Origin of the sequence: Rhodococcus sp. NPDC127593, assembly GCF_042671975.1 — a bacterium.
Classification (GTDB): domain Bacteria; phylum Actinomycetota; class Actinomycetes; order Mycobacteriales; family Mycobacteriaceae; genus Rhodococcus_F.
The window spans coordinates 61,362-75,556 of sequence record NZ_JBHXWI010000008.1; the positions used below are offsets into that span (position 1 = coordinate 61,362).

A 14,195-nucleotide genomic window follows, 5' to 3' on the forward strand; every position below is an offset into this window, starting at 1 on the left:
CAGCACGATGATTGAACGCTGGTCCAAATGGGAATCCCACGCCCATGGACACAGCAAATGCCCCTGTGCCCGAGTCCCGTGACGAGCTGGTCGAGCAGCTACGGCAGTACCTGAGCTCGATCACATCGACGGAACTCGGTCCCGACGACGACTACTTCACCCTGGGATTGGTGAGTTCGTTGCGGGCCCTGGAGATCGTCACGTACATCGAAGGCTCCCACGACGTCGTGGTCGAGGTGGAGGATCTCGATCTCGACAACTTCCGCACCGCAGCGCGGGTAGCGGGCTTCATTCGGAGAAAGCGGGGCGAGCAGCTTCGTGCGACGGACGGGGCGTCGCCGTGATCGGTATCGACACACTTGTCGCCTCCGCCGAGACCGACGCCGGCACCTGGGACGAGACCGGACTGCCGGTCGACGTCATCGAGGCCGCCGCGCGGGCGGGAGTCCTCGGGCTGGACCGGACGACGGACTGCCGGGGACTCGGCCTGAACGCGGCCGAACTCGGCTCGGTCGCAGAAAGACTCGGGGCGGTCTGCACGTCGTTGCGTTCGCTGCTGACCGTGCAGGGGATGGTGAACGCCTCCCTCGATCGGTGGGGCACCGCCGAACAGCGGGCACAGTGGGTGCCGGCCCTGGCGACCGGCGAACTCCTCGCCGGATTCGCCGCCACCGAGTCCGGGGCCGGCAGCGACCTCTCCTCTGTGACTACCAGTTTCGAGGCGCACGGCTCGGATCACCGGATCTCGGGGCGGAAACTGTGGGTGACGTTCGGCGAGGTCGCGGACGTACTGCTCGTCCTCGGCCGGTCGCCGGCCGGGTTGGCGACTGCGCTGGTCGAAACGGACTCACCCGGAGTGACCGTCGAACCGATCCACGGGCAGTTGGGCATGCGCGGCGCCCGGATCGCGCACATCGCGCTGGACGGCGTCGTCGTCCCCGCCGACCACCTGATCGCACCGCCGGGATTCGGACTGTCCCACGTCGTCGGCACCGCCCTGGACCACGGCCGGTACACCATCGCGTGGGGGTGCGCAGGGATGGCGCGCGGGTGCCTCGCCGACGCTGTCGCGCACGCGTCCACCCGGGTGCAGGGCAGCGCCGTGTTGTCCGAGCACGACTCGGTCCGCGCGATCCTCGGTCGTAGCTGGGTCGATGCCGCCGGCGCTCGCGCACTGTGCGAACGGGCCGCCGAACAACGCGATGCCCACGAGCCGAGCGCGCTCTTCACGACGATCGCCGCGAAGTACGCCGCTGCCCGCGCCGCCGCGTCGGTGAGCCAGCAGGCGGTCCAGGTGCTCGGGGCCGCGGGGTGCGCCCCCGGCAGCAGGGTGGGTCGCTTCTTCCGCGACGCCAAGGTCATGCAGATCATCGAGGGCGCGACGGAGGTCGCCGAACTCCAGATCGGTGACTACGTGCTCGGGGGAGGTGCGCGATGACGGCTGACCGACCGGTCGCGATCGATTCGGTCGCGCTCTGGTTCCCGGACGACGAGGTGACCGTGGCGGGCCTGCCCGAGCTCGACGAACTGCCGATCGCTCAGCGCGAGCACGCATTGTCGCTGGGCATCGACACGGTGCGGATCGGAATCGGGCTCTCCGAGGTGGATCTGGCGCACGCCGCGGCGGACGAGGTGCTCCGGAAGGCGGGCCTCGACGCCACCCAGCTCGATGCGCTGCTGCTCGTGCAGGGCCGGGTTCCGCAGTATCTGCTCGCGTCCGAGGCGACCCGCCTGCAGCACCGGCTCGGCGCGACCCAGGCGTTCACCACCGGTGTGGGCGACCTCGGGTGCGTGTCCGTCTCGGCGGCGTTCGCGCTCGCGTCGGCGTTGCTCCGCGGCGACCCCCGTTGCCAGAACGTCCTCGTCGCCGCGGCGGCGAAGACACCGACCCGGTCGCGGTACCGATCGCCGATGACGCTCCTGGGCGATGGCGCCGCCGCGGTCCTGCTGACGACGTCGGGGATCGGGCGGTACGAACTCGTCGACCAGATGATCCGCAGCGACGGAAAATACGCCGACCTGTTCCACATCGACTACCGCGACGTCCGCGAAGCAGACTGGGTCGAGAAGTGCGCCGACGAACCCACGTATTCGTTCCGCCTCGCGGTCGAGAGCCGGAAGCGGTTCACGGAGATCAACGCGGAACTGCTGGCCCGGAACGGGCTGCAGCAGGACGCGATCGGCATTTTCCTCATGCAGAACCTGTCGCTCGGTGCGTTCACGTTCTGGCAGGAGGCACTCGACGTCACCATCGATCCCGTCTGCCGCGACAACCTGGCCCGGTTCGGCCACCTCGGATCCGTCGACATCGCGGCGAACCTCGAGCACGCGGCGTCCGCACAGGCGCCCGGCGACTACTGCGTGATCATGAACAGCAGCCCGGTCGCGGCCTGGAGCAGCGCGCTGCTCCGACGCCTGCCGGATCAGCCCGGGCGCGGGAAGTGATCGCGATGGAGCAGACGGTCAAGTGCGTGGTCTGGGATCTCGACGACACCATCTGGGACGGCGTCGTCCTCGAACAGGATGCCCCGGTGCCGAAAGCGGACGCCCTCCGCGCCCTGGATGTGCTCGACCGCCGCGGCATCCTGCACGCCGTCGCGAGCCGCGGCGAATACGAACCCGCCGCCGCGCACCTGCGCCTGCACGGCATCGAGGAGCTGTTCTGCGCCATCGACGTCGGCTGGGGCCCGAAGTCGGAGGCCGTGCGGCGCATCGCGGAGACACTGAATCTGGGTCTCGACACCATCGCCTTCGTCGATAACGATCCCGTCGAGCGGGCCGAGGTGGCCGAGGCACTTCCCCCGGTGCGTTGTTATCCCGCCGAGCAGATCGCGTCGTTCCCCGACCTTCCCGAGCTGACCCCGCTCGCCGTCACCGAGGAGGCGAGGCAGCGGCGGTCGCTGTACCGCGCCGAACGGATCCGTCAGGTGAGCGAACAGGAGTTCCACGGGTCCAACTCCGAGTTCCTGGCCTCGCTCGAACTGGTCATGACGGTCCGCAGAGCGACCGAGGGCGACCTCGAACGCGCCCACGAACTGACCGTCCGGTCTCATCAACTCAACACCACGGGCCGGACTTTCGGCATCGACGAACTGCGCAAGCTGTGCGCCTCGGACGACCACGAGGTGCTCGTCGCGTCGCTCGGCGACCGATTCGGCGGGTACGGCACGATCGGTCTCGCGGTCTCGGAGATCCGGGGCGGGGATTCCGTCCTGCAACTGCTGTTGATGTCGTGCCGGGTGATGTCCCGCGGGGTCGGGACGGCGCTGATCCGGCACGTCGTCGAGCGGGCACGCGCCCACGGCAGGCGGGCGCTCGCCGAGTTCGTGCCGACGGACGTCAACCGGGTCATGCTCGTGACCCTGCGATTCGCGGGCTTCGACGTCGTCGACCAGGATCCCGATCGGATGCTGCTGCTGTGCAGTGACGTTCGCAGTGCGGCGGCGCCGAACGCCGATCACGTCGCGGTCCTCTCAGGAGACGTGGCGCCATGACGGACGTGGTCGCGAACGGTGGGGTGATGTCCGGGATCCTACGAGAGTGCGCGCGGGTTCCCGGCCGGATCGCGATCGTGGTGGGCGACCGGTCGCTGACGTATCGCGAACTCGATTCGGCCAGCGAGGCCCTGGCGCGGCAACTCGCTGCGCTGGGCGTGCGGCCGGGCCAGGTGGTGCTGATCCACCAGCGGCAGAGCGTCGAGACGGTGGTGGGGATGATCGCCACGCTGCGGCTGGGTGCGGCGTGGTGCGTGATCGAGCCCGGACATCCGGTGGGTCAGCTCCGGGCACTCCTCGGCGACGTCGACTGCGGCGCCATCGTCTTCGGTTCCGCGGATCCGAAGACGTCGCCGGAGTGGGTCCGGGACCTGGCCCGGAGTGCGGGCGGACGTGTTCCGGCTCTGCACGACCGGGACGCCGTCCACCCGCCCGTGGCCGAACCGGCGGACCTTCCGGAGGACGTGCCCGCGGGCGCCGCCGCCTACGTGATCACCACGTCCGGGTCGACCGGCATCCCCAAGGCCGTCGTCGCGAGCCGCGCCAACCTCGCGAGCATGGTCGACGGCCGCAACTACGACTACGACGACGGCGACCTCGTCACGTTCTCCGCGTTCCGCCTCACGTGGGACGGTTCCCTGCTGAAGACCCTGTGGGCGTTGTGCACCGGCGGCACCAGCGTGCTGCCGGACGCTCGCGAACTGATGGACGCCGAGGCCGTCGCCGCGCTCGCCCGGACGTGGCAGACCACTCACCTGGTCGCGTCCCCCTCCTTCTACCGGCTGCTGCTGCCGCATCTCGCCCCGCTGCGCGAACGCCTGCGGTTGGTGACGCTTGCGGGAGAGGCACTTCCGGGCACGCTCGTCGAACAACATCGCGCGGTGCTGCCCGGGGTCCCGCTGAGCAACGAGTACGGTCCGACCGAGACGACCGTCAGCTGCCTGGCTCATCCGGTGCGCGACGTGCCCGCCTCGATCGCGCCGATCGGCAGACCACTGGGGGCGAGCACGGCCTACGTCCTCGACGCGAAACTGGTCGAGGTGCCGTACGGAACGGTCGGGGACCTGTACGTCGGCGGTCCGCAGATCTCCGAGGGTTACGCGTCCCGCCCGGCCGCGACCGCGGCCCGCTTCGTCGCGGACCCCTTCGCGGAGCGGCCGGGTGCGCGGATGTATCACACGGGTGACCTCGCGCGCGTCGATCCGCACGGCGACATCGAATTCTGCGGTCGGTTCGACGGACAGGTGAAAGTGCGTGGCGCCCGGGTCGAGAGACACGCGGTGGAGGCCGTTCTGGAGAGTCACCCCGCGATACACCAGGCCGTGGTCCTCGCGACCGCCGACGAACACGGGGAGGCGGCATTGACCGCGTTCTGGGTGCCCGCGGCCGCGGCGACCGTACTGCCCACGCCGCGAGACCTGATCGCGCACTGTGTCGAAAGGCTCGTCGCGCAGGCGGTGCCCGACCGCTTCCTCGCGCTCGGGGCCCTTCCGCTCGCACCGAGCAGCAAGGTGGACGAGGTGGCGTTGCGCCGGCTGTTGCCCAGCGGAGGTGGTGGCGTTGCGTGAGCACCATACCGAGGCCGCCGGCAGCCCGGAAGCACCGTTCCCGCTGTCGTCGGCCCAATACGAGGCGTGGCTGGCCCAGCAACTGGCCCCGGAGGTGCCGTTGTGCATCGCCCAATACGTCGAAGTGCACGGCGACCTGGACGTCGACCTCCTGCGCGAGGCCACCCTCGCGACCGCCGACGAATTCGGATCGCCCTTTCTCCGGTTGATCGACAGGGACGGTCAGCCGTTCCAACTGGTCGATCCGTCGGCGGACCGGTCGATCGGCCGGATGGACTTCCGCGGGGACGCCGAACCGGTGGAGGCCGCCCGCCGATGGATGCGCGCCGACTGCGAGACCCCTCTGGATCCGACTCGCGACCGCCTCGTCGAATCGTCGATTCTTCGCGTCGGTGACGCGCACTACCTGTGGTACAGCAAGATTCATCACGTCGCCCTGGACGGCTACGGTGCGATGACGATGCTCAACCGCATCGCGGCCCGGTACACCGCGGAGGTGCTCGACCGGGAACTGCCGCCCAACGAGGCCGTAGATCCCCGGCATCTGTACGACGCCGATCAGCGGTACCGGTCGTCGAGCCGCTTCGCCGCGGACCGGCAGTTCTGGGTCGAACAGGTCGGCGGCCTCGGACCCGGATCGAGCCTGGCCCGACGGACCGGCCCCGCGGTCGCCACGAGCACCGATGTCACCGCGCCCCTGCCGGACGCGGCGGAGCGGGCGCTCGGCGACGCCGGCGCCCACGGGACAGCGAAGATCATCGCCGCGTTCGCCTGCTACCTGTCGAGGACGACGGGACGCCGGGACGTGCTCGTGAAGATCCCGGTGTCGGCGCGCACCACCGCGACCCTGCGACGGTCCGGCGGAATGGTGGCGGGTGTCGTGCCGCTTCCCGTGCAGATCCGCCCCGAGGACACGGTGGGGCAGCTGGTGGAGCGGGTGCAACTCGACCTGATGGGCGCGCTGCGACACCAGCGTTTCGGGCTCGGCGACATCCGGCGCGACTCGGGCGCGGCTGCGGCGGAGTCACTGTCGGGTCCGATGGTCAACGTCATGCTCTTCCACCAGGAACTCGCTCTGGGGCCGCTCGTCGGCGAATACCACATCGTCACGTCCGGGCCGGTCGAGGACCTGCTCGTCAACGTGTACCGGAGCGGCACGCCGGTCCGGACCTTCGTCCACTTCCTGGCCAACCCCAACCGGTACGACGCCGACGAGGTCGGCGCGCACCACCGGCAGTTCCTGGAGCTGCTCGGCGACTTCGTCGCGGCCGCCGCGGGCGCCGCGCTCACCACCGTCCACGAGGAGACGGCCCGGCTCGACTTCTGGACGCGCACACTGGCGGACGCGCCCCCGGTGCTGGACCTGCCCACCGACCGTCCTCGGCCCGCACGGCCGTCCCACCGCAGTGCCGCCGTCGACGTCGCACTCGACCCGGATCGGCGGCGTCGGCTGGACGCGTTCGCGGTCGCACACCGCACGGACGCCGCCACCGTGACCCATGCGGTGCTGGCGCTGGTGCTGGCACGCTCGGCGCGTACCGACGACGTCGTCATCGGTAGGCGGACGGACACCGACCCGGTGGTGTTGCGGACCCACGTGCGCGGCTCGGATCGTCTCGGCGAGTACGTCGACACCGTGCGGGACGCCGACGCGCAGGCGTTCGCCCACCACGGTGTGCCCGCCCTGCGAATCGTGGACGCGCTCGACCCGCCGCGCTCCGGGTCGCACGCACCACTCTTCCAGGTGCTGCTCGAATTCTCGGACCCCGGCGGGGAACTCGGCGACCTCGATCTGCGGGTGACGGTGTCGGGCACGACGGTCCGATTCACCTACGCGACAGACCTGTTCGACGCCGCCACCGTGGAGGGAATCGCTCGGCGGTTCGTGCGGACCGCCGAGACCGCCGCCGCGGATCCGTCCGCCGTGATCGGGGACATCGACCTGGTCGAACCTGCCGAACATGCTCTGCTGCAGGACTGGTCGACCCGGCCGGCTGAGGCCGCCGACGAGACGACACTCGGTGAGCTGTTCGCCGCCCGGGCAGCGCGAAGCCCCGACGCCACCGCCGTGGTGTCGGGTGGCGAGCGCCTGAGCTACGGCGACCTCGATGCCCGGTCGAACCGTCTTGCACGGCAACTGCTCTCCCTGGGTGTGGGTCCGGAGTCGTCGGTCGCGGTCGCGATGCCGCGATCGGCGGCGCTCGTCGTCGCGCTCGTGGCGGTCGTCAAGGCCGGGGCCGCCTACCTCCCCATCGATGCGGACCATCCCGGTGAGCGCTCGGCGCTCGTCCTCGACGACGCCCACCCGGTGTGCATTCTGGCCACCCGGGACACCGCACACGCCCTGCCGACATCGGACGTCCCTGTCCTGCTCCTCGATCCGACGGACACGGATCTCGGCGGCAGCTCCGCGGACCCGCTGACCGATGCGGAACGGGCACCGGTCGATCCGGACTCGTCGGCCTACGTCGTCTACACGTCGGGATCGACGGGACGGCCGAAGGGCGTCGCGGTGTCGCACCGCAACGTGGTCTCTCTCTTCACGAGCACCCGGGACCTGTTCCGGTTCGGGGACACCGACGTGTGGACGATGTTCCACTCCCCGGCATTCGACTTCTCGGTCTGGGAGCTGTGGGGCGCGCTGCTGCACGGCGGGACCCTCGTCGTCGTCGACTTCGACACCACCCGGTCGCCCGACGCGTTCCTCGCCCTGCTGCGCCGCGAGCGGGTGACGGTGCTGAGCCAGACCCCGACGGCGTTCTCGCAACTGATCGAGGCCGCCGAGGTGGAGGACGGCGTGGGCCCACCGCCGCTGCGCTACGTTGTACTCGGCGGCGAGGCGCTCGACTTCGGGCAGCTCGAACGCTGGTACTCCCGCCGCGGCGAGGACGCGCCCGTGCTCGTGAACATGTACGGCATCACCGAGACGACGGTGCACGTCACGCACCTCCCGCTCGGCCGCGGGCTCGCCGCCGCCGCGTGGACGAGCAAGATCGGGCGGCCGATTCCCGGATTCCGGGTGTCGGTGCTGGACGCGCGGCTGCATCCGGTGCCGGTCGGTGTGGCGGGCGAACTGTACGTGGCGGGACCGCAGGTCGCGCGCGGCTATCTGGGCCGCGCCGGGCTCACGGCGTCCCGCTTCGTGGCGGATGCGTCGGGCGCCCGGATGTACCGGACCGGGGACGTGGTGCGGTGGCGACGCGACGGGAGTCTCGACTACCTCGGACGCGACGATCTCCAGGTCGAGATCCGTGGATTCCGAGTCGAACTCGGCGAAGTGGAATGGGTGCTGGGCCGGTGCGACGGGGTCGCGCAGGCAGTGGTGACCCTGCACGAGGACCCGGTGACCGGCCCGGCACCGGCGGCGTACGTGGTGCCCGAGGCGGGTGCGATCGTCGACACGGAGGCCGTGCTGGAATTCGCCGGAGGCGCGCTGCCGTCGTACATGGTCCCGGCCTCGGTGACGGTCCTCGCGCGGCTGCCGCTCACCGTCAACGGGAAACTGGACCGGGCGGCACTTCCGGTGCCCGTCACGGCTTCCCCCGCCGAATTCGTGGCACCGGGCACTCCCGTCGAGGAGTCGCTCGCGGTCATCTTCGCCGCGCTGCTCGGCGTTCCCGCGGTCGGGGTCGACGACGACTTCTTCGCGCTCGGCGGCAACTCGCTGATCGCGGCGAAGGTCGTGGCGCGGGTTCAGGGTGTGCTCGGTGCGGGTGTGGGAGTGCGCGACGTCTTCGAGGCGCGGACGGTGCGGTCGCTGGCGACCCGGGTGAGCCGGGCGGCCTCGGCAGACCGGCCGGCGCTGGTGGCGACGGACCGGTCCGCGGCGGCGCCGGTGTCCCTCGCACAGACGCGGATGTGGTTCCTCGACCAGTTCGACACGACGTCGCCCGCCTACAACATCGCGGCGGCCTTCCGATTGCGCGGGCCCCTCGACGTCGCGGCGCTGCACGCGGCGCTGACGGACGTCGTGGACCGGCACGAGGCCTTGCGGACGATCTTCCCGATGCGGGGCGACACGCCCGTGCAGTCGGTGATACCCGCGGCGGACGCGGTGCCCGGCCTCCGCGCGGTCACGGTGTCGGGGGAGAGTGCCCTCCGGGACCGGCTCGCGGCGGCGCTGTCGGCGGGTTTCGAGGTGACCGCGCAGGTTCCGTTGCGGGCGCACCTGTTCGAGGTCGGTCCGCGCGATCACGCCCTTGCCCTGGTGGTCCATCACATCGCGGCGGACGCGCTGTCGCTGGGCCCGCTCGCCCGGGACATCACATCCGCGTACACCGCACGGGCACGGGGACACGCGCCGGACGGGGTGCCGCTTCCGGTGCAGTACGCCGACTACAGCATCTGGCAGCGGGCGCTGCTCGGATCGGAGGACGATCCCGGTTCCTTGATGTCCCGTCAGCTCGGGTACTGGCGTTCCGCGCTCGCCGATGCGCCGGTCGTGACGGACCTGCCGATGGATCGCGCACGTCCCGAACACCGGTCGCTCGCCGGCGCGCGGGAGTCGTTCGAGATCGGGGACCGCCTGCACCGGAAGGTGGTAGCCCTTGCACGCGAACACGATGCGACCGTGTTCATGGTGACGCACGCGGCGTTCGCGGTCCTGGTGTCCCGCTTGGGAAGCACCCCCGACGTGGTGATCGGATCCGCGGTGGCGGGCCGCGGTGAGGCCGTCCTCGACGACGTCGTGGGGATGTTCGTCAACACCCTGGCACTGCGCACCCCCGTCCACGGCGCCGATTCGTTCACCACGCTGCTCGCAGCCGTGCGGGACTGCGATCTGGAGGCGTTCGCGCACGCGGAGGTCCCGTTCGAGCGGGTGGTCGAGGCGCTCGCTCTCCCGCGCACCACGGCCCACGCGCCGTTGTTCCAGGTGCTGTTCGAATTCCAGGACGTCGTGCGGCCCACTCCGAGCCTGCCGGAACTGGAGGTGGAGGAGATCGACCTCGGTGTCTCCGTCTCCACGTTCGACCTGCAGCTGACCCTGGCCGAACGATTCGGAGAGGACGGGGCGCCCGCCGGGATCAGTGCGGGATTCACCTATGCCACCGACATCTTCGACACGGCGACCGTCCGGAAGTTCGCCGAACGATACGTGCGGCTCCTCGACGCGGTGGTCGCCGACCCGGACGTTCCACTGGCCCGATTCGATCTGCTGTCCCCCGGCGAACGCGAGGCACTCGTCCCGGTGCGCGGGCGGCCCACCGGAACGACCCGGCTGCTGCCGGAGATCCTCTCCGCCGCGGCCGCCCGGGACCCGCACGCCGTCGCGCTGTCGTACGGCAATGCGGTGATGTCGTATCGCGAACTCGACGACTGGTCGAACCGCCTGGCCTGGGTATTGATCCGCCGCGGAATCGGACCGGAGGACCACGTGGCGATCGGGCTCGTCCGGTCGGTGGAACTGGTGGTGTCGGTGTGGGCGGTGGCGAAGTCGGGTGCGTCGTTCGTCCCGGTGGATCCGAATCTGCCGCCGGGAAGGATCGCCGACATCCTCGCCGACTGCGGGGCGGTGGCGGGACTCACCGTCGCCGAACAGCGCGACCGGATGCCGGACGGCGTCGAGTGGCTGCTTCTCGACTATCCGGGTCCGACGCGGCGATGGGAGTCCCATCCGATCACCGACGACGACCGGGTCGTGCCGCTGCGACCGGGCCATCCGGCGTATCTGATGTACACGTCCGGATCGACGGGGGCACCGAAGGGCGTCGTGATCCCCCATGCGGGGTTGCAGAACTTCACGATCGATCAGCGCGCCCGGTACGCGACGACGAATGCCTCACGCGCCCTGAATCTCGCGTCGCCCGGGTTCGACGCGACGATGCTCGAATACCTCATGGCGTTCGGTGCCGGTGCGCGACTGGTGATCGCGGCGCCGCAGGTGTACGGCGGCGCCGCATTGACGGAGCTGCTGGCGGCAGAGCGGATCACGCACGCGTTCACCACCCCGGCGGTCCTGGCCACCATCGACCCCCGAGGTCTGCGCCTGCTCCGCACGCTCGTCGTCGGCGGCGAACGCTGCCCGGCGGAGCTACTGGCTCGCTGGGCGTCCGGGCGCACCCTGCTCGTCGGCTACGGTCCGACGGAGACGACGGTGATGTCGAACATCGGCGACCCGATGACACCCGGCGACCCCGTGCGGATCGGCCACCCGATGCGCGGTGTCCGCGAACTCGTCCTCGACGAGTGGCTGCGTCCGGTGCCGGTCGGCGTGGTCGGTGAGCTGTACGTGCTGGGGGAAGGTCTGGCGCGCGGCTACCACCGGCGGGCCGGAGCGACCGCCGCCTCGTTCGTGGCGAACCCGTTCGACCACCCGGGCTCCCGCATGTATCGCACCGGCGATCTGATGCGGTGGACGAAGGAGGGTCGGCTGGAATATCTGGGCCGCAACGATTTCCAGGTCAAATTGCGCGGCCAGCGGGTCGAACCGGGGGAGGTGGAGGCGGCTCTCACCCGCTGCCCCGGTGTCGCGCAGGCGGTGGTCGTGGTCCGCCGCACGCCTGCTGCCGAGGCGGTCCTCGCCGGATACGTCACGGCGGAGGACGGCGCGGACCTCGACACGACCGAGGTGCTGCGGTTCGCCGGATCCGTGCTCGCGCCCTTCATGGTGCCTGCCTCGGTGACGGTCCTCGACCGGCTGCCGCTCGGAGCCAACGGCAAGGTCGACCGGCACGCGCTGCCGGACCCCGAGTTCGCGCCCCGCATCTTCCGTGCACCCGGCACACCGTTCGAGACCGCGGTGGCCGACGTGTACGCCGAGGTTCTCGGGACCGGCGTCGTCGGAGCAGACGACGACTTCTTCGCGTCCGGTGGCAACTCGCTGACCGCGACGCAGGTGGTCGCGCGGATCAACTCCGCGCTCGGCACGGACGTCGGTGTGCGGGACGTGTTCGAGACCCCCACCGTGCGGGCGCTCGCGGCGCGGATCGCGCGCGAGACCGCGGGCGGCGAGGTCCGGCCTGCGGTGGCGGTGCCCCGGCGCCCCGACCCGGTGCCGCTGTCGTGGGCGCAGCACCGGATGTGGCTCCTCAACCAGTTCGACCCGTCCTCGCCGGCGTACAACGTCGCGATGATCGTCCGGCTGTCGGGTGACCTCGACGTCGACGCACTGACCGCCGCCCTCGCCGACGTGGTGGACCGGCACGAATCGCTCCGCACCCGGTACCCGTACGGCGATTCGGGACCCACCCAGGTGATCGTCGGTGCCGGCCACGTCGCGCAGCTCACCGTGTCGACGTCCGACGATCCGGTACGCGAACAGATCTCGGAACTCGTGTCGGCGGGTTTCGACGTCGCCACCGAGGTCCCGATGCGGGCCAGGCTGTTCGAACTCGGCGACCGGGAGCACATGCTCGTCGTCGTGGTGCACCACATCGCGGCCGACGGGTTCTCGATGGTTCCGCTCGCCCGCGACGTGATGTCGGCCTACACCGCGCGGTCCGAGGGCTGCGCGCCGGGATGGGAGCCGCTGCCGGTGCAGTACCCCGACTACACGGTGTGGCAGCGGGAACTCCTCGGCTCGGAGGACGACGCGGACTCGCTGCTCTCGCGGCAACTGGACTACTGGCGATCCGCTCTCGCCGACGCGCCGGCCGTGACCGAGTTGCCCACGGACCGTGACCGCCCGCCGCGGCGATCGTCCTCCGGCGACCGGGTGGCGTTCGGGATCGGCGCCGACCTGCACCGGAACGTGGTGGCGTTGGCAAGGACCCGGCGGTGCACCGTGTTCATGGTCGTGCACGCGGCCCTCGCCGTGTTGCTGTCCCGCTCGGGCGGTACCGGCGACGTGGTGATCGGGTCGCCGGTCGCCGGCCGCGGCGAGGCCGTCCTCGACGACGTGGTGGGAATGTTCGTCAACACGCTCGTGCTGCGGACCGACGTGCCGGGGACTTTCGAGGATCTGCTCGCACGGGTCCGCGAGACCGACCTCGCGGCCTACGCCCACTCGGACGTGCCGTTCGAGCGGGTGGTGGAGGCACTGAACCCGCCTCGGTCCCAGTCGCATTCACCCCTGTTCCAGGTGCTGCTCGAGTTCCGGAACACCGAGCACCCCGACCTCGCCCTCCCGCACCTGGAGGCCGAAGTTCTCGAACCCGACGTCGAGGTGTCGCTGTTCGACCTGCAGCTGACGGTGCGTGAGCGGTACGACGAGTGCGGAACACCGGAAGGGATGACGGCGGGATTCACCTACGCCACCGACCTCTTCGATGCGGCGACCGTGCAGGCCCTGGCCGATCGGTTCACCCGGATCCTCGCTGCATTCGTCGCGGATCCGAGTGTCGCCGTCGGAGACGTCGACCTGATGGCCCCGGACGAGCGCACCCGGATTCGCGAATGGAGTGCGGCGGCCGAGACCGTCGTGCTCGATCCCCGGTTGCAGCTCACCCCCGAAGGCGTGACCGGCGCGGCGTACGTGGCCGATACGCGGGAGCACCACACCTCGGCGCGGGTGGCGGCCACGACGTACGTGGCAGATCCGTTCGGCGCCCCGGGCTCCCGGATGGTCCGGACGGGCGCGCTCGCGCGATGGAACCGGTCCGGACGACTGCTGAGCGTCGGCGCCACCGGACCTCCGGCACGGTCGGTCACGGACGTCGTGGAGAGCCACCCGGCGGTCCGCGAAGCGGTGGTCCTCACCACCGCGACCGGTGTCACCGCCTTCTGGGTCCCGGCAGCCGCGGCGGCCGTGCTCCCCATGGCGGAAGACCTGCGGGAGTTCAGTGCCGGGCGGCTCGACGCCCGATCGGTTCCCACGCGGTTCGTCGCACTCGGTGCGGTCCCGCGAACGGCGGACGGCGACGTGGACGAGAACGCGTTGCGCGCACTCGTCTCCGAGGCGGAGCCTGCGTCCGGCGAGTCGCGGCAACGCTGGACCGCGTTGCAACGGTCCGTTGCCGAGCACTGGGCGGCGGTGCTGGGCCACGACGACTTCGGTCCCGGAGACGGGTTCTTCGACGTCGGCGGCAACTCGCATCGCGTCGTGGAACTGCAGCGGCGTCTCGATGAACGGTGGCCCGGAGCTCTGCGGGTGGGCCAGCTGTTCGACCTCGTCACCGTGGCGGCGCAGGCCGAGGCGATTTCGCAGTCCACCGACACGAGCGAGGCGCCCGCGCCCGCCACCTACGAGTTCTGA

The 14,195-nt window shown here is 70.8% G+C and carries 6 protein-coding genes; all 6 read left to right on the forward strand.

Going from position 1 to position 14,195, the window contains the following annotated elements:
- Nucleotides 1-44: 44 nt before the first annotated feature.
- The 6 genes from ACFVJ3_RS09335 to ACFVJ3_RS09360 are packed head-to-tail and all read left to right on the forward strand — an operon-like array spanning nucleotide 45 to nucleotide 14,195.
- On the forward strand, nucleotides 45-344 hold the full coding sequence (locus ACFVJ3_RS09335; protein ID WP_009474881.1) for an acyl carrier protein: 300 nt from the start codon (nucleotides 45-47) through the stop codon (nucleotides 342-344).
- Nucleotides 341-1,438, forward strand: coding sequence for an acyl-CoA dehydrogenase family protein (locus tag ACFVJ3_RS09340; RefSeq protein ID WP_378451800.1), 1,098 nt, complete (start codon nucleotides 341-343; stop codon nucleotides 1,436-1,438). The genes ACFVJ3_RS09335 and ACFVJ3_RS09340 overlap by 4 nt, the downstream gene beginning before the upstream one ends.
- Nucleotides 1,435-2,445, forward strand: coding sequence for a 3-oxoacyl-ACP synthase (locus ACFVJ3_RS09345; RefSeq protein WP_378451801.1), 1,011 nt, complete (start codon nucleotides 1,435-1,437; stop codon nucleotides 2,443-2,445). The genes ACFVJ3_RS09340 and ACFVJ3_RS09345 overlap by 4 nt, the downstream gene beginning before the upstream one ends.
- Nucleotides 2,442-3,494, forward strand: coding sequence for an HAD-IIIC family phosphatase (locus ACFVJ3_RS09350; RefSeq protein WP_378451802.1), 1,053 nt, complete (start codon nucleotides 2,442-2,444; stop codon nucleotides 3,492-3,494). The genes ACFVJ3_RS09345 and ACFVJ3_RS09350 overlap by 4 nt, the downstream gene beginning before the upstream one ends.
- Nucleotides 3,491-5,062 carry an amino acid adenylation domain-containing protein gene (locus ACFVJ3_RS09355; RefSeq protein WP_378451803.1) on the forward strand — a complete coding sequence of 524 codons (1,572 nt, stop codon included), beginning with the start codon at nucleotides 3,491-3,493 and terminating at the stop codon, nucleotides 5,060-5,062. Before ACFVJ3_RS09350 ends, ACFVJ3_RS09355 begins: the two co-directional genes overlap by 4 nt.
- Nucleotides 5,049-14,195, forward strand: a complete 9,147-nt coding sequence (locus tag ACFVJ3_RS09360; protein WP_378451804.1) for an amino acid adenylation domain-containing protein — start codon at nucleotides 5,049-5,051, stop codon at nucleotides 14,193-14,195. Before ACFVJ3_RS09355 ends, ACFVJ3_RS09360 begins: the two co-directional genes overlap by 14 nt.

Bases quoted from the DNA above. Each gene is read 5' to 3' on its own strand.
- ACFVJ3_RS09335 (WP_009474881.1), top strand. From the start codon at position 45: ATGGACACAGCAAATGCCCCTGTGCCCGAGTCCCGTGACGAGCTGGTC.
- ACFVJ3_RS09355 (WP_378451803.1), top strand. From the start codon at position 3,491: ATGACGGACGTGGTCGCGAACGGTGGGGTGATGTCCGGGATCCTACGA.
- ACFVJ3_RS09345 (WP_378451801.1), top strand. From the start codon at position 1,435: ATGACGGCTGACCGACCGGTCGCGATCGATTCGGTCGCGCTCTGGTTC.